Source organism: Arthrobacter sp. Dra40 (assembly GCF_059091905.1).
In genome coordinates, this window is the sequence record NZ_JBNHHB010000117.1 from 1 (window position 1) to 16,180 (window position 16,180).

Genomic DNA, 16,180 nt, shown 5'->3' on the forward strand with positions numbered 1-16,180 from the left:
CGGTTGTCCGCCAGGGCGACCACCGCGGTGTCCGCATCGATCCGGCGCAGCCGGACCGGCAGCCGATGCCCCGGGCCGACATCCGCCAGCGCAAGGTTCCGGTTGGCCCGGTTGCCGTGTTCGGGGCCAGCAACTTCCCGCTGGCCTTCTCCACTGCCGGCGGGGACACCGCCTCGGCGCTGGCAGCGGGCTGCCCGGTGGTGTTCAAGGCCCACAACGCCCACCCGGGCACCAGCGAAATCGTCGGGCACGCCATCGCCGAGGCAGTGGCCGCCTGCGGCCTGCATCCGGGCGTGTTCTCCCTGGTCTACGGTCCCGGCGCCAGCATCGGCCAGGCGCTGGTCGCCGATCCGGCCATCAAGGCCGTCGGTTTCACCGGCTCGCGCTCCGGCGGCACCGCCCTGGTCGCCGCTGCCGCGGCCCGGCCCGAACCGATCCCGGTCTACGCCGAGATGAGCTCCATCAACCCCGTGTTCTTCTTCGACGGCGCCCTCACCGGCGACCTGGACGCCCTGGCCGCGGCCTACGTCGGCTCGGTCACCGGTTCCAGCGGTCAGCTCTGCACCGCCCCCGGGCTGGCCTTCGTCCCGGCCGGCGACGCCGGTGACGCCTTCGCGGCCGCCGTGGAACGGGCCATGGCCCCGGCTGCCGGCCAGACCATGCTGACCCGCGGCATCGCTGACTCCTGGATTACCGGCGTTGATACCCTCGGCCGGCAGGACGGCGTGGAACTCGTGGCCCGCGGCCAGGAAGGCAGCACGCAGAACGCCCCCGCCCCGGCAGTCTTCGGCACCGACGTCCGCACCTTTTTGACCAATGACGTGCTGCACCAGGAGATCTTCGGCGCCGCTTCGCTGCTGGTGCGATACACCTCCACCGAGGACCTGGTGACCGCCGCCAAGCGGCTCGAAGGGCAGCTGACCGCCACCTTGCACATGAGCGAGGAGGACCACGCCACCGTGGCCGCGCTGCTGCCGGTCCTGGAGCGCAAGGCCGGCCGCATCCTGGCCAACGGCTGGCCGACCGGCGTCGAGGTCGGGCACGCGATGGTCCACGGCGGACCCTTCCCGGCCACCTCCGATACCCGCACCACCTCGGTGGGCACGCTGGCGATCGAGCGGTTCCTGCGCCCGGTGGCCTACCAGAACATCCCGGATGCCCTGCTGCCGGCACCGCTGCAACAGGACAACCCGTGGCAGCTGAACCGCCGCATCGACGGCACCATGGAAGGCGCAGGAGAGTAACCGCATGAGCAGCCAACCCACCATTGCCCGGCTCGAGGTGGTCCCGGTCGCCGGGCACGACTCGATGCTGCTGAACCTCTCCGGCGCGCACGGCCCGTTCTTCACCCGCAACGTGGTCATCGTGACCGACTCCGACGGCCGCACCGGCCTGGGCGAGGTCCCCGGCGGCGAAAAGATCCGCACCACCATCGAGGACGCCGGGGCCCTGGTCACCGGCCGTCCGGTGGCACGGTTCCGCAGCCTGCTGCGTGAAATCGCTGCCGCGTTCGCCGACCGCGACGCCGGCGGCCGCGGGCTGCAGACCTTCGACCTACGCACCACGGTGCACGCGGTGACCGCCATCGAGTCGGCGCTGCTGGACCTGCACGGCCAGTTCCTGGGCGTACCCGTGGCAGAGCTGCTCGGCGACGGCCAGCAGCGCGAAGCGGTGCCGATGCTCGGCTACCTCTTCTACGTCGGCAACCCGGACGCCACCGCCCTGCCGTACCTGCGCGAACCCGACGGCGCGGACGACTGGGAGCGCGTGCGCCGGGAAGAAGCCATGACGCCGCAGGCCGTGGTCCGCCTGGCCGAAGCCGCGCAGGCCCGGTACGGCTTCCAGGACTTCAAGCTCAAGGGCGGCGTCCAGGCCGGCGACCTGGAAGTCGACGCCGTGACCGCACTCAAGGAACGCTTCCCGGACGCCCGGATCACCCTGGATCCCAACGGCGGCTGGCTGCTGCAGGACGCCATCCGGCTGGGCGAACGCATGCAGGGCGTGGTCGCCTACGCCGAGGACCCCTGCGGCGCCGAAGGCAAGTTCTCCGGCCGCGAGGTGATGGCCGAGTTCCGCCGCGCCACCGGCCTGCAGACCGCCACGAACATGATCGCCACCGACTGGCGCGAAATGGCGCACGCCGTGCGCACCAACGCCGTCGACATCCCGCTGGCCGACCCGCACTTCTGGACCATGGCCGGCTCCGTCCGCGTCGCCCAACTGTGCAACGAGTTCGGACTGACCTGGGGCTCGCACTCGAACAACCACTTCGACATCTCGCTGGCCATGTTCACCCAGGTCGGCGCGGCCGCTCCCGGCGAGATCACCGCACTGGACACCCACTGGATCTGGCAGGACGGCCAGGGCCTGACCAAGGAACCGCTGCTGATCCGCGACGGCGAAATCAAAGTACCGCAGGCCCCCGGCCTCGGGGTTGAACTGGACCGCGACCGCCTGGCCGAAGCCAACGCCCTCTACCGGGAACACGGCCTCGGCGCCCGCGACGACGCCATCGCCATGCAGTACCTGCTGCCGGGCTGGGAATTCGACCCCAAACGCCCCTGCCTGGTCCGCTGACACCCGTCCGCCCGCTCCGCCCACGCGGAGCGGGCGGACGTGCCTGTTCTACCGTTTGACTCTGCGTCCGGTCGACCGTTCTCCGGTCGGCCGGACTTTGCCGTGACTACAGGAGGTCCCGTGGAAGGAGTGCTGCTCGGCTTCGGCGTCGTGCTGGTGATGGTTGCCGTGGGCTTTGCCGCCGCGGCCATCGTGCCGCAGAAAGCGCCGGACATGCAGCGCGGTCTCACGCCGGTGATCTTCTACATCACCAATCCGGCGCTGATGCTGGTGCTGTTGTCGAACACGGACCTCGGGTCGGTGGTCGGCGTGTACACACCGATCGCGTTGATCACGGCCGCCCTCGCGGGCGTAATCTACGCGCTGTTCAGCCGCTTTGTGCTGCGCCGCCCGGCAGCACAGACGGCGGGCGGCGCCATGGCGGCCACGTACGTCAACGCCGGGAACATCGGCGTGCCGATCGCCCTCTACGCCGTCGGCAGCGCGGACCCGGTGGTCTCGGTGCTGCTGGCGCAGCTGCTGATCATCGCGCCCGTGTACCTGACCGTCTTCGCCTGGTGCCAGCGGAAGGCGGCGGCGGGAAAGCCCTTGCATCACGACGGCGGCGCTGCCGCGGCTGTCCCGCTGTGGCGCACCGTGGTGAAATCCATCCTCAATCCAGTCACCGTCGCCACCGCCGTCGGCGCGCTCATCTCCGTGGCCGGGCTGCACCTGCCCGAGGTGGTCTGGACGCCGGTGGAAATGCTCGGCAACGCCTCCATTCCGCTGCTGCTGATGCTGTTCGGCATGAGCCTGCGCGGGCAGAAACCGTTGACCCAGCGGGCGCTGCGGGCAGATGTGGCCCTGGGCTCCGTGGTGAAGCTGGCCCTGATGCCGGCCATCGCGTGGGCGGTGGCGCACTTCGTGTTCAATCTGGGCGGGGTCCCGCTGCTGGGCGTCGTGGTGATGGCTGCCTTGCCCACCGCCCAGAACGTCTTCCTGTTTACCAGCCAGTTCCGGATGCAGTCCACACTGGTCCGGGACATCATTTTCCTGAGCTCTTTGCTCTCGCTGCCGGCCGTCCTGCTGGTCGCCCTGCTGCTGGGTTGAACGCGGGCCCTTGCTGCTACCGGGTTGAGCGCGGCCCCCTGGCTGCTGCGTTGACCGCGACGACACAAACGACGGCGCACCCGGGCTGGTTGGGCCAGCCCGGATGCGCCGTCGAAGGCAGTGATCAGCCCCAGGGAATGGCGCCCAGCAGCACACCGACCGCCAGCATCACCAGGGACACGACCGTGGCCCGCCAGAGCACCTTCTTGTGGTGGTCGCCCAGCTCAACGCTGGCCAAGGAGACCAGCAGCAGGATGGCCGGGACGAGCGGGCTCTGCATGTGTACGGGCTGGCCGGTGATCGAGGCACGGGCCATCTCGGCCGGGGCGATGCCGAAGTGGGCGGCGGTTTCGCTCAACACCGGCAGCACGCCGAAGTAGAAGGCATCGTTGCTCATGAAGAAGGTCATGGGGATGCTGAGCACGCCGGTGATCACGGCCATGAACGGGCCCATCGAGTCCGGAATGATGTCCACCAACCAGGCTGCCATGGCGTCGACCATGCCGGTGCCGTTCAGCACCCCGGTCAGGACGCCGGCTGCCATCACCATGGAGACGACGGCGACGATGCTCTTGCTGTGCGCAACCAGTTGGTTGGCCTGTTCCTTGACGTTCGGGAAGTTGACCACCAAGGCAATGGCGGCGCCCACCATGAAGACGTAGGCCAGCGGAACGACGTCCAGCACCAGGATCACCATGACGGCCACGGTCAGGGCCAGGTTGAACCAGAACAGGTGCGGGCGCAGGGTGGGCCGGTTGGGGTCCAGGGCCGAGTCGGTCAGGGCCCCGCCCCCGGCGGTTTCCTCTGCAGCCTCCAAGACGGCGACGGAGCCACCGGCCGGAGCAATGCCAGCCGGCGAGGTGCCCGGGACGGGCTTTCCGGAACCGGCACCGCGGCCACCGCGGCCACTGCCGAAGCCGGACTTTCCGCCGGAGGTGCCGGCACCGCCGTCGTTATTCCGGGCAGCTTCCGCCCACAGGTCGGGCTTGCCCTTGGCGGCGGCCTTCGGGTTGCCGCCCGCCAGCCGCTTGCGCTCGCTCAAACCGAGCGTCCAGGCGAAAACCATCACCACAAGGATGCCTGCCAGCAGGGACGGGATCATCGGGACAAAGACATCGGTCGGGGAGACATCCAGGGCCGCGGCAGCGCGTGCCGTCGGGCCTCCCCAGGGAACAATGTTCATGGTGCCGTTGGCCAGGCCGGCCACACAGGTGAGCACCACCGGGCTCATGCCCAGCCGCAGGTAGATCGGCAGCATGGCCGCCGTCGTCAGAATGAAGGTGGTGGAACCGTCGCCGTCCAGCGAGACGACCGCGGCCAGCACCGCGGTGCCCAGCACCACCTTGGCCGGGTCATTGCCCAAGGTGCGCAGGATGAAACGCACCAGCGGGTCGAACAGTCCGACGTCGATCATCAGGCCGAAGAAGATGATGGCGAACATCAGCAGCGCCGCTGTGGATGTCAACGACTTCATCGACTCGAGGATCATGTCGCCCAGGCCCAGGCCGGCTCCGGCAAACAGGCCGAAAACAGTCGGCACAATGATCAGGGCCAGGACGGGCGTCAGTTTTTTGGTCATGATCAGCGCCATGAAGACCGCGATCATCGCGAAGCCGAGAAAAACCAGCACAGCAACTCCTTTGTTTAACGCAGCCGGTGTGACCGGCCCTACAGACTTTAGGGTGGTCCGGATCACGGATGGCGGTTTAGCCCACTTCAGGTGCATACTGCTTATTGCGAACGTTTTGCTCATTTAGCTCAAACTCAGGGCTGTACCCGGGAGGCACCATGGAGAACGGGGGCAGCCGCCGGCCCCGGATGGGGTTCTCGGCCCGCATGCTGTTCCTTCAGCTGGCAGTTGTGGCCTTGGTGCTGCTGCTCTCCGCCGGCGTTTTGGGCTGGCTGACCTACCAGCGGCTGGGCGAAGATGCCGAACGCCAGGCCCTGGCGGTGGCACGGACCGTCGCGGCTGCCGGCGATGTCCGCGTGGAGACCGCTGCACTGGCCGACGCCGGGCCTGACCGGCTTTCCGCAAAGGCGCTGGCGAACGGACCGCTCCAAGCACTGGCCGAGGACGTCCGGCTGCGGACCGATGCCCTGTTCGTGGTGATCACCGATGACACCGGCCTGCGGCTGGCGCACCCCAATCCGGCCGTGCTGGGCCGCATGGTCAGCACCGACCCGTCCGAGGCACTGGCCGGCCGCGAGGTCACTGTGCAGGAACAAGGCACGCTGGGCCACTCTGCCCGGGCCAAGGTCCCGGTGTACGCACCCGATTCACGGGCCGTGGTAGGCGAGGTCAGCGTGGGGTTCTCCAGCCAGGACGTCCTGCAGTCTTTGGCCGGCAACATGCTGCCCATAGCCGCAACCACGGCCGGAGCCCTGGTGCTGGGCTCGGTCGCCTCGCTGCTGCTGGGCCGCCGGTTGAAGCGGCTCACGCTCGGGCTGGAACCCGAGGAGATTGCCGCGCTGACGCAGGACCAGGAGGCGGTGCTGCGCGGCGTCGACGAGGGCGTTATTGGTGTTTCCGCAGACCGCAGGATCACCGTCTTCAACCGCGAGGCCAAGCGGCTGCTGGGCCTCGCCATCGATGCCGGCCTGGTGGGCCGTCCCCTCGACGGAATCCCGGACGTCGAACGTGTGGGCGCCGGTTTGCCCGACACCTTGGCCCGGCTGCTGGACGCCGCCGATCCCCAGTCACCCACGGTGGAGCTGGTGGTTGGTTCCCGCGTGCTGATCCTTTCCGCCCGGGAGGTCCAGGCCAGCCGTACCCCGGGAAGGCGCGGCTATCGCCCCGGGACGGGCACCGACGTCGTCGTTCCGCGTGCTCCCGAACTTGGCTGGGTGATCATGCTGCGTGACCGCACAGCCGTCCAGTCGCTGACCCGCCAGCTGGACGCCGTCGGCGCGCTGAGCACCGCGCTGCGGGCTCAGCGTCACGAATTTGCGAACCGGCTGCACACGATTTCCGGCCTGCTCGCCACCGGGCACCCGGACCGCGCCCATGAATACCTCACGTCGATCATGCAGACCGGGCCGCTGAACTACCCGGCCGAACAGGCCGACCTGCTGCAGGACGCCTACCTGCAGGCTTTCATCGGAGCCAAGAGCATGGAGGCAGCCGAGCGCGGCGTGGTGCTCCGGGTGGGTCCTGAGACGCTGGTGCGGGGCCGGGTCACCGACCCGCAGGATGTCACCACGGTGATCGGAAACCTGGTGGACAACGCCGTCCGGGCGGCCGTGCTCGGGAGCAACCCGGACCGTTGGGTGGAAGTAGAGGTCATGGACGAGTTGACGGAAGACGGCGGAACGCTGCATCTGGTGGTGGCAGATTCCGGGGACGGGCTGGCTGGATTCCTCAATAAAAGCGCGGGTGTCGACGGCGGGGACGGCTTCGAGCGGATTTTCGCGGAGGGCTTTTCCACCGCGGCCGCCGGATCGCCGCATGGGCCCACCGGGGCAAGGCCGGACCGGCCGCACGGCGGGACCCTGACCGAGCCTGACCCGAACGAGCTGCCCGGCATCCACGGCCAGGGCTTCGGGCTGTCGTTGAGCCGCCGGCTGGCCCGGCGCCGCGGCGGGGATGTCTGGGTGGCGGATCCTGGAACCCCCTCCGGTCCCGGCGCCGTGTTCTGCGCGAGGCTACCGGGCACCGTCGAACCTGTGCCATCGGGAGGAAACCATGACTGACCTGCAGGTGCTGATTGTCGACGACGATTTTCACGTGGGGCGTCTGCATGCCGGATACGTTGATTCCGTCCCCGGGTTCAGTGCGCTGTCGCCGGTCGGAAGTGCCGAGCAGGCGCTGCGCTCGGCTCACGGCCAGGCACCTGACCTGATGCTGCTGGACGTGTATCTTCCCGATGCCTTGGGACTGGACCTGCTGCGGAAAGTGGACGTGGACACAATCATGCTGACCGCAGCAGCGGACGCTGCGTCCATCCGCAAAGCGCTGCGCCGCGGCGCGCTGGGTTACCTGATCAAGCCGTTCACGTCGGAGCAGTTGGCGAGAAAACTGCGTGCCTATGCGCGCTACCGCCGTCTCTTGGCTGAGCAGCCGGCGGTAGACCAGGACACGGTGGACCGCGCGCTGCATGCCCTGCATCCAGCCGAGGCGGCCGTGGCGGCCCGGACCCGGTCAGCCACCGAAGCCGCCGTGCTGGAGTCGCTGTCACCCGGGCTGCAGCGGTCGGCGGCGGAAGTGGCGCAGACGGTCGGCATCTCCCGTGCCACCGCCCAGCGGTACCTGTCTGCTTTGGCGGACGACGGCGCCGTCGAAATCCATTTGCGCTACGGCAGCACGGGGCGGCCCGAGCACCGTTACGGCCTCGCAGGCTGATGCAGCAGACGGGAATCGGCCGGGGCACCGCCGGTCAGCAGATTGGCGGCGCAGCGGGGGCAAGCACAGGAACAGGGGCAGCAATGATTGGATGGCAGGCATGACCGTTGGCTTGGTACTGGATCTTTTCGGCACCTTCTTTTTTGCCATGTCCGGGTGCCTGTTGGCGGCCCGCCGGAGGTTCGACATTATCGGCTCCGTGTTCCTTGGTTCGCTGGCAGGTTTGGGCGGCGGAGTCATTCGTGATTTGATCCTGGGCACCGTCCCCAGCGCTTTCAATAATCCGCTGTACTTCGTCCCCCCTGTCGTGGCCGCCGTCGTGGTCTTCTTCCTGTTTCGCAGCGTGGAACGGTTCCAACGCCCGCTGCTGATCTTCGACGCCGGCGGGCTCGCCCTGTTCTGCATCACCGGAACGGTCAAGGCCCTGAGCATGGGCATGAACCCTGTTGCGTCGGCGCTGCTGGGCCTGACCACGGCAGTAGGCGGCGGGATGCTGCGCGACGTCGTCGCGAACCGGGTACCGCAACTTTTCAGCCCTGACGATTTGTACGCTGTGCCGGCCGTGCTGGGTTCCGCGCTGGTTGTGGTCCTGTGGTACGCCGGCATCTACGGAACGGCGGCCGCCGTCGTCGTGGCCGCCGTGGTCTTCGGGCTCCGCATCGTCTCCCTGCACTACGGCTGGCACATTCCGCATGCCGCGCCGGCACGGTACACGGGCCTGAACGGCGACTGACGGGAGATTCTGTGCCGGCACGGATACTGCATCCGGGCTGCCTTGTTGCCTGGCGCCACCGGCTGGGCAGGGTTCAGAGGCTTGTTGCCGCCCTCAGGCCCCGTTTTGCCGGTGGATGACCTCGATGATGCGGATAGCGTCAAGGGCGTCCGCCGGCGTAACCGGAACGGGCGCGCCGTCGTTGATCGCCGCGGCAAGCTGCCGGTAAAACTCGGGGTAGGCGCCGCGCTCGGACGGCACTTTGCGCGTGTTGCCCGGCGTACCCACGACGCCCCAGCGATCTTCGGGCTCCAGACCATAACCGTCCCCACCCGGCACCGCGCCGGCGGCCAGCGCCGCCTCCTGGCTGTCCATCCCCCAGGAGGTGAAGGCCGCAGCGGAACCGAGCACGTGGAACCGCGGCGCCGGCAGCGCGGAAATCAGGTTCATCGATAGCCGCGAGCGCACTCCCGATGCATGCAGCAGCGAGACAAACGCGTCCTCGTCGGCGGAGCCAGCGGCGGAAGAGTGGCGCGCCGTCTCCCCGTACACCGTGGCGGCCGGGCCGAAGAGCGTGAGCGCTTGGTCGATCAGGTGCACGCCGAGATCGAAGAGGATGCCACCGCCCCCGGAGGCTTCCGCCGTCGCTTTCCATGCCCGCAGCCCCTCGGGCTTCCAGCGTTCGAAACGTGATTCGAAGGTGTGCACCCGCCCCAGCTCGCCGGCCTCGATCAGCTTCTGCAGGGTCAGGAAATCCGCATCCCAGCGGCGGTTCTGGTACACCGAAAGCACGACGCCGGCCTGCCGCGCCTTTTCGATCAAGGCCTCGCCTTGGGCTGACACCGGGACAAACGGCTTGTCCACCACCACATGCAGGCCGCGGCGTAGCGCCGCCTCGGCGAGCGGTGCGCAGCGGGCGGTGTCCGGCCATGGATACTCCTAGCGTGCCTCGGTGCCGGCGGGAGGGGCCGGGTGCCTTGAGCCTACCGGCGTGACTGGGGCTGCTCGCGCAGTTGCTGCGTGAGTCTGTGGGCTTCTTCCAGCAGCAGCTTGCCCAAAAATTCCTGCCGGTCCGGGCGGAAGCGCTGCTCGATGCCGGTCAGTGACAGCGCCCAGGCTGGTTGGCCCTGCCGGTCGAAGACTGCGGCACCCATCCCCCAGCTGCCTTCCAGGATCAGCCCGGGATTGACGGTGTAGCCGCGCTCCCGGGTCTCGGCGAGGTTGGCTCGGATCTTCTCCGGCGCATGGGCCGGGCCGAAGCGCTCCACCCGGGCACCGCCGTCGTCAAGCAACCGGTCAATTTCCGCCGGCTCCAAAAAGGCCATGATGGCCAGCCCCGCCGAGGCGATGCCCAACGGGAAACGAACCCCCTCGTGCAGCACGAAGGAGCGCACCGGGAAGCTGCCCTCCTCCCGGACCAGGCAGACCGTCTCGTCGCCCCTCCGGATGGAGAGGAACGCGCTCTCGCCGGTCTCGTCCGCCAGCCGCTGCAGGCACGGCCGGGCCAGGTCCTCGATCGCGAAGCGGCTGGCCGCCACCGACCCCAGCACGTAAAGCTCCGGGCCCAGATGCCAGGTTCCGGTCCCGGCCTGCTGGTCCAGCAGGCCCTCGGCGGCCAACGAGTTCAGCAGCCGGTAGACAGTGGGCCGCGTCAGGCCCGACGCCTGAACAATGTCGCCGAGTGCCGCTCCGCTCTCCGGCGCCCGGCCGACAATCCGCAGCAGCCGGGCCACCCGGCCGACCACCTGGGCCCCCTGTACCTGCTTCTCCGGCATCTCGTCCTCCTTTACGCGACGGAGTGGACCCAGCCACGGCGCTGCCGGCAGCAGTTTATCCACATTATGGACAGCATATCGGGTGCTGTCCATACTCTGAACAGGCCAGATGGGGTGCCATTGACGGTTGGAGCAGCTGCCCGTTAGTGTTCCGGATAATACGTGTCCACTACATGGACACTCCGCCGAGCAGGCAAGCACCTGCGGCCTGCGGACGGCACTCAATGAGGAGGAAGCAGATGTCCAAACTGACGGCAGGACCCGCCGCCGCACTGGCCGGCGTGCTGCATGACGGCATGACGATCGCGGTGGGAGGTTTCGGGCTCTCGGGGATCCCCGCGGACCTGATCGACGCCGTCCGCGATTCGGGCGTCAAGGACCTCACGGTGGTGTCCAACAACATGGGCGTGGACGGCAAAGGCCTGGGCGTGCTGATCGAAGCCGGGCAGGTCCGGAAGGTGCTGGCCTCCTACGTGGGCGAAAACAAGCTCTTCGCCCAGCAGTTCCTGGCCGGCACGCTCGAGGTTGAATTCAACCCCCAAGGCACACTCGCCGAGCGCCTGCGCGCCGGAGGTGCCGGCATTGCCGCCTTCTACACCAAGACCGGCGTGGGCACTGTCATCGCCGAGGGCAAACCGCACGAGGAGTTCGACAGCGAGCTCTACGTGCAGGAGCGCGGGATTGTGGCCGACCTTGCTCTCGTTCACGCGCACACAGCCGACACGGACGGCAACCTGATCTACCGCCACACCGCGCGGAATTTCAACCCGGTCGTGGCCACCGCCGGCCGCGTCACCATCGCGGAGGCAGAGGTGATCGTGGAGCCGGGCCAGCTGGACCCCAACCACATCGTCACCCCGGGCGTGTACGTCCAGCGCCTCGTGCAGGCGTCCGACCGCGTCAAGGACATCGAACAGCGCACCGTCCGCCCCCGCCCCGCCGTCGTCGGCGCCTGAAGACAACCCCCTGAAGGAGAGAACCATGGCCTGGACACGAGACGAGATGGCGGCCATCGCCGCTGCAGAACTGAACGACGGCGACTACGTCAACCTCGGCATCGGCATTCCCACGCTGGTGGCCAACAACCTGCCCGACGGCGTGCGGGTGGTGCTGCAGAGCGAAAACGGGTTGCTGGGCATGGGCCCGTTTCCATACGAGGGCGATGAGGACGCGGACCTGATCAACGCCGGCAAACAGACCGTGACGGTGCTGCCGGGCGGTTCCATCTTCGACTCGGCCACCAGTTTCGGAATGATCCGCGGCGGCCACGTGAAGATCGCGGTGCTGGGTGCCATGCAGGTCTCCGCCACCGGCGACCTGGCCAACTGGACCATCCCGGGCAAGATGGTCAAGGGCATGGGCGGCGCGATGGACCTGGTGGCCGGCACCCCGCACGTGGTGGTGCTGACCGAGCACGTGGCCAAGGACGGCACCCCCAAGATCGTCAACGAATGCACGCTGCCGCTGACCGGGGTGAGGGTGGTGGACCGGATCATTACGGACCTCGCCGTCTTCGATATCAACGACGACGGCGGTGCCCCCTCGCTGCAACTGGTCCGCCTCGCGCCGGGGGTCACCGTGGCCGAGATTCGGGAGAAGACCGAGCCGGACTTCGCCGTGGCGCCCGGGCTGGATGGGATGGCCGGGGCCGGGCTGGACGGATCCGCCGGGGCAGCGACAGCCTCGACCGACGCAACACGGGAGACAGCCTTGGAAGGAACGCACCGATGAGCCTGAAGGATCAGTTCGGGAAGGACATCCTGCTCGCCGGCTGGGGGCACACGCCCTTCGGGAAGTTGGCCGACGAAACGCTGGAGTCGCTGATCGTCACGGTGGCCCGGGACGCCATCGCCAACGCGGGCCTGGAGCCGGGAGAGATCGACGAGATCTACCTGGGCCAGTTCAACTCCGGCATGGTGCCGCTGGGCTTCGCCTCCTCATTGGCGCTGCAGGTCTCCGATGACCTGGCGAACGTGCCGGCCACGCGGGTGGAAAACGCCTGCGCGTCCGGCTCGGCCGCCGTGCAGCAGGGCGCCAAGTCGCTGTTGGCCGGCACCGCGCGCAACGTGCTGGTGATCGGCGCGGAGAAAATGACGCACGCCGGTGCGGACGTCGTGGGTGCAGCCCTGCTGGGCGCTGACTACGAAGCCGCCGGCAAGCCAAGCTCCACCGGATTTGCCGGCCTGTTCGCCGAAACCGCAAGGCACTATGTGAAGCGCTACGGCGAAGTAGGCGACGTGCTTGGTTCAATCGCGGCGAAGAACCACCGCAACGGCGTGGCCAATCCCTACGCGCAACTGCGCAAAGACCTGGGCGAGGAGTTCTGCCGGACTGTCTCGGACAAGAACCCGGTGGTTGCCGAGCCGCTGCGCCGCACCGACTGCTCGCCGGTCTCGGACGGCGCCGCGGCGGTAGTGCTCAGTACGGAAGCGCCGCGTTCCGGTGCCGCTGCTGCTGCGGTTCGGCTGGCCGGGTTCGGCCACGCGAATGACTTCATGCCGGCCGAAAAGCGCGACCCCACCGCCTTCGCGGGCAGCCGCGCCGCCTGGCAGCGCGCCCTCGCGATGGCCGGAGTTTCATTGGAGGACCTGGACTTGGCGGAGGTACACGACTGCTTCACCATCGCCGAGCTGATCATGTACGAGGTCATGGGACTCACCGCTGCCGGCGAGGGCCGCCGGGCCATCGAGGAGGGCATGGTGTACCGCGGCGGCAAACTGCCGGTGAACCTGTCCGGCGGGCTGAAGGCCAAAGGCCACCCCGTCGGCGCCACCGGTGTCTCGCAACATGTGGTGACGGCCATGCAACTGTCCGGCACCGCAGGGGACATGCAACTGCCCGGTGCCAGCCGCGCCGCCGTGCACAACATGGGCGGTCTGGCCATCGCCAACTACGTCAGCGTGCTCGAAGCCGTCTAGCCCCCCGCGACGCAGTCCACCATCCATCGACCGCACCGATCCGGCCCCCTCCGGAATGTCCGGGGGCCGGATCGGTACGGTCGTTTTTGGTGCAACCCAGGGCGACCGCTTTATCTATCGCAGCGCACGCAGGTACCGCCTGCGGGCAATGCCCTGCGCCATCAGAAGCAGCGGGTAGAGAGTCCGCCACGGCTGTTGCGGCGCTGCTCGGGTCAGCGAGCGCACCGTGAACTGCACGTCCTCGCCGTCGCGGTGCACGATGAACGCTTCCTCACCCTTGACGGGATGGCCCGGCCGGGTGCGGTAGGCGAATCCAACCCGGCCGGCGGTTTCGACAACTGCCACGACTTCGACCGGCTCGACGATTCTCACACCGAGCAGGCTGGCCGTGATGAGGATCCGGGCGCCTTCGCGCACCGGTCCCGTTGAGTCCACCGTGAATCCGCTCGCGGTTTTCACTTTCCAGCGCAGCACCTCCCTGGTGGCCCGTTCCCACAGGTCATCGCCGCTACCCAAAACGGTTGAAACTTCCGAGCGGCGGAACGCGGGGTGGGACGGCGGCCAGGCTGGAAGCTGGGGACTGGTCATTCCGCGCCTCCGGGGCCGCAACAACGCAAGGTCATTGGTTCCTCCAAATGACGCCGGCATCCAGCAGGTCCTTAAGGCCTTGCCGGAAAAGTTCCTTGCCGCCGTGGGCAGGGTGACGGATCTTGGGCATTTGCAGCCCGCTGGCGGTTACGCTTCGGTGCCCGATGTTCCCCACTGCGACGACGGAGTCGATGCCGAACAGCCGGGCCAGGTCCTGCCAGAAAAGCGTACCGGCCGCGATCTCCGGCGCCGACGGTGTGCGGTTGGACCGCGGACGCCCGGGCTGGTGCGGATGAAACGGATAGGCGCTCCAGAGCAGCGGCAGGAAGTCCAGGTCGGCCAGCACGTTCCACATCACCGTGGCGGTGGGCTCGGCCGGCACGGTCAGCACCTCCGGGGGCATAGCGTATCCGTTGTCCGGGCCGAACATGCCGAAGGGGCCGTGGCCGGAGATCAGCGCCTTGTTGGTAAACGGGACGCCGGTAACGGTCATGCCGCGGTAGCCCGGGGCCTCCCCCACCAGCAGGACAGTGGGCCGGCGTTCCAGCATTTGCTCAAAGTAGCGGGTGAGGTTATGCCTGCGGGCCGCGTTCTCTGGCAACTCCGTGGAGAAGAAGTTGCGACTCGACGGCCCGGTCTCGAACTCCCCCAGCCGTCCCACGAAGTCCCTGATCCCCTGCTGCGTCACGATCCCAACGTATACGATCTGCCGGACAGAAGACGGAAACCCCAACCCGCAACGACGCCGGCACCTCGGCGAGGAACAAATCCCCGCGGGCACCGGCGTCGTCGTCTTCAGTTGTCAGCGCCTGCAATGGCGGGGCGTGCCGCCTTCAGGCCCGCAGTGCCAGGCTCATCGCCAAGTGGCCGTTTCCGGATTACAGTTCGGCGGAGGATCCTCTGCGCCCACCCGCTAGGCGCGGGAGGAATCCTTGGGCAGGCGGGCGGCCAGCTTCCACGCCGCCGGCATGGCGGCTGCGGCGATCAGGGACTTGACGATGCCGCCCATGATGAAGGGGTACAGGCCCCACTCGAGCGTCTGCTGCAAGTCGGCGCCCAGCGAGATGGACAGCCAGATCATGCCGAAGACGAAGGTGATCACGGTGCCGGCGAAGAACGAAACAGTGGCGCCCAGGAACTTCTTGTCCCAGTTGCGCTTGGCCAGCCACCCGGTCAGGCCCGCGGCGGCGATGAAACCTACCAGGTAGCCGCCGGTGGGGCCAACGGCAGCAGCGAGACCGGAGGACGCGTCCGAGAAGACCGGCATGCCTGCCACACCGGCCACCCAGTACAGTGCCATGGACAGCATGCCACGGACCGGACCCAAGGTGCTGCCGACCAGCAGCACGGCCAGGGTCTGCCCGGTGATGGGGACCGGCCACAGCGGCACGGCCAGTTGCGCCATCACAGCGGTCAGGCCGGCGCCGCCGACGACCAGTGCGGTGTTGACCAGTGCTGTGCTGGGAACGAGGGCATCGGCCAAAACACCCTGGCGCACGACGGCTGCTGAACTCATGATTGCTCCTTCTCGGGGGTATCTCCCTGCGAAAACTGCGGACCCGACTCTGGCACCACTGTACCGGCAGCCCCCCGGCAACGTCGTGCTTTATTGCATTGATTACGCAGTACCAAAACGCTGCACCTGACTGGCTCCTGCTTCAGCGCGGCCAGTCAGCCTCGGACCATTGGCTGCGGAGCTCTGGCAGCCGGCTTTGTGGCGGAGCTTAGGCGACCGGCAAACGGCTCAGCGGAGGTCAGGCGGCCAGCCCTGCGGCTTGGGCTGTCAGCTCCAGCGAGCACAGCCGCTGGGCCACCGTCGGCGCCTGGAACGCCACGATCAGCTCATCGGCGTCGGCGTGCTTGGCGAAGCCTTCCAGGTACTCGGCCACGGCTTCGGGTGTGCCGACGGCCGAATACCTGACCATCTGTTCCACGTGCTGGCCTTGCGGCGAGTCAAGGATGAGGTCGGCTTCCTCGTCGGTGAATGTCCGGTCGCGGCCGAACAGCAGCGAGACACGGCTGCGCCGGACAACCCGGAACTGCTCCTGCGCCTCCTCGTTGGTGTCCGCTGCGATGGCGTTCACACCGGCGATCACGTACGGTTCGGCCAGCTGCTCCGAGGGCTGGAACTCGCGGCGGTAGACGGCCACGGCATCCTGCAGGGCGTTCGGTGCGAAGTGCG

16 protein-coding genes and 1 pseudogene are annotated in these 16,180 nt (G+C 68.1%); 9 read left to right on the forward strand and 8 right to left on the reverse strand.

Annotated elements, in window-relative coordinates:
• The 3 genes from AC5RWT_RS26000 to AC5RWT_RS26010 form a co-directional block, all read left to right on the forward strand.
• Window positions 1–1,244 (forward strand): aldehyde dehydrogenase (NADP(+)) (locus AC5RWT_RS26000; RefSeq protein WP_494082708.1); only part of this gene is annotated, 1,244 nt, incomplete at its 5' end.
• A gap of 4 nt (window positions 1,245–1,248) precedes the next feature.
• Window positions 1,249–2,577 (forward strand): enolase C-terminal domain-like protein, encoded by a 1,329-nt coding sequence (locus AC5RWT_RS26005; protein ID WP_494082709.1) that lies wholly within the window; start codon window positions 1,249–1,251, stop codon window positions 2,575–2,577.
• A gap of 120 nt (window positions 2,578–2,697) precedes the next feature.
• The gene (locus AC5RWT_RS26010) at window positions 2,698–3,666 is read left to right on the forward strand and encodes an AEC family transporter (protein WP_494082710.1); all 969 of its coding nucleotides are present in this window, start codon (window positions 2,698–2,700) and stop codon (window positions 3,664–3,666) included.
• Between the two features lie 124 nt (window positions 3,667–3,790).
• Here AC5RWT_RS26010 and AC5RWT_RS26015 read toward each other — a convergent pair whose 3' ends face one another.
• On the reverse strand, window positions 3,791–5,296 hold the full coding sequence (locus AC5RWT_RS26015) for a CitMHS family transporter (protein WP_494082711.1): 1,506 nt from the start codon (window positions 5,294–5,296) through the stop codon (window positions 3,791–3,793).
• Window positions 5,297–5,454: 158 nt separating this feature from the next.
• On the opposite strand from AC5RWT_RS26015, the gene AC5RWT_RS26020 reads away from it, so the two are divergent.
• From AC5RWT_RS26020 to AC5RWT_RS26030, 3 genes are all read left to right on the forward strand, one after another.
• Window positions 5,455–7,356: a sensor histidine kinase gene (locus AC5RWT_RS26020; RefSeq protein WP_494082712.1), complete on the forward strand. Its 1,902-nt coding sequence runs from the start codon at window positions 5,455–5,457 to the stop codon at window positions 7,354–7,356.
• Entirely contained in the window at window positions 7,349–8,005 is a 657-nt protein-coding gene (locus AC5RWT_RS26025) for a response regulator (RefSeq protein ID WP_494082713.1), read from the forward strand. Before AC5RWT_RS26020 ends, AC5RWT_RS26025 begins: the two co-directional genes overlap by 8 nt.
• 91 nt (window positions 8,006–8,096) lie before the next feature.
• Entirely contained in the window at window positions 8,097–8,738 is a 642-nt protein-coding gene (locus AC5RWT_RS26030) for a trimeric intracellular cation channel family protein (protein WP_494082714.1), read from the forward strand.
• 93 nt (window positions 8,739–8,831) lie between these two features.
• Here AC5RWT_RS26030 and AC5RWT_RS26035 read toward each other — a convergent pair whose 3' ends face one another.
• The 3 genes and pseudogenes from AC5RWT_RS26035 to AC5RWT_RS26045 all read right to left on the reverse strand — a co-directional run bounded on the left by AC5RWT_RS26035 (window position 8,832) and on the right by AC5RWT_RS26045 (window position 10,492).
• A complete protein-coding gene (locus tag AC5RWT_RS26035; protein ID WP_494082723.1) occupies window positions 8,832–9,509 on the reverse strand; it encodes a Gfo/Idh/MocA family protein in 678 nt (225 codons plus the stop codon).
• A pseudogene (locus AC5RWT_RS26040) lies at window positions 9,507–9,608 on the reverse strand (hypothetical protein); the annotation flags it as partial. The pseudogene AC5RWT_RS26040 and the gene AC5RWT_RS26035, both read right to left, overlap by 3 nt.
• 92 nt (window positions 9,609–9,700) lie before the next feature.
• Window positions 9,701–10,492 carry an IclR family transcriptional regulator gene (locus tag AC5RWT_RS26045; protein ID WP_494082715.1) on the reverse strand — a complete coding sequence of 264 codons (792 nt, stop codon included), beginning with the start codon at window positions 10,490–10,492 and terminating at the stop codon, window positions 9,701–9,703.
• 239 nt (window positions 10,493–10,731) lie between these two features.
• On the opposite strand from AC5RWT_RS26045, the gene AC5RWT_RS26050 reads away from it, so the two are divergent.
• From AC5RWT_RS26050 to AC5RWT_RS26060, 3 genes are read left to right on the forward strand one after another with little or no spacing between them, the layout of a single operon-like run.
• Complete coding sequence (locus AC5RWT_RS26050; protein WP_494082716.1) at window positions 10,732–11,448, forward strand: CoA transferase subunit A; 717 nt, start codon at window positions 10,732–10,734, stop codon at window positions 11,446–11,448.
• 25 nt (window positions 11,449–11,473) lie between these two features.
• Window positions 11,474–12,223: a CoA transferase subunit B gene (locus AC5RWT_RS26055; RefSeq protein ID WP_494082717.1), complete on the forward strand. Its 750-nt coding sequence runs from the start codon at window positions 11,474–11,476 to the stop codon at window positions 12,221–12,223.
• Entirely contained in the window at window positions 12,220–13,410 is a 1,191-nt protein-coding gene (locus AC5RWT_RS26060; protein WP_494082718.1) for an acetyl-CoA acetyltransferase, read from the forward strand. Before AC5RWT_RS26055 ends, AC5RWT_RS26060 begins: the two co-directional genes overlap by 4 nt.
• Window positions 13,411–13,524: 114 nt before the next feature.
• Here the strand turns inward: AC5RWT_RS26060 and AC5RWT_RS26065 are convergent, their stop codons facing one another.
• The 4 genes from AC5RWT_RS26065 to AC5RWT_RS26080 all read right to left on the reverse strand — a co-directional run.
• On the reverse strand, window positions 13,525–13,998 hold the full coding sequence (locus AC5RWT_RS26065; RefSeq protein WP_494082719.1) for a DUF1990 family protein: 474 nt from the start codon (window positions 13,996–13,998) through the stop codon (window positions 13,525–13,527).
• Between the two features lie 31 nt (window positions 13,999–14,029).
• The gene (locus tag AC5RWT_RS26070) at window positions 14,030–14,686 is read right to left on the reverse strand and encodes a uracil-DNA glycosylase (protein WP_494082720.1); all 657 of its coding nucleotides are present in this window, start codon (window positions 14,684–14,686) and stop codon (window positions 14,030–14,032) included.
• 225 nt (window positions 14,687–14,911) lie between these two features.
• A complete protein-coding gene (locus AC5RWT_RS26075) occupies window positions 14,912–15,514 on the reverse strand; it encodes a biotin transporter BioY (protein WP_494082721.1) in 603 nt (200 codons plus the stop codon).
• A gap of 238 nt (window positions 15,515–15,752) precedes the next feature.
• Window positions 15,753–16,180 (reverse strand): LLM class oxidoreductase (locus AC5RWT_RS26080; protein WP_494082722.1); only part of this gene is annotated, 428 nt, incomplete at its 5' end.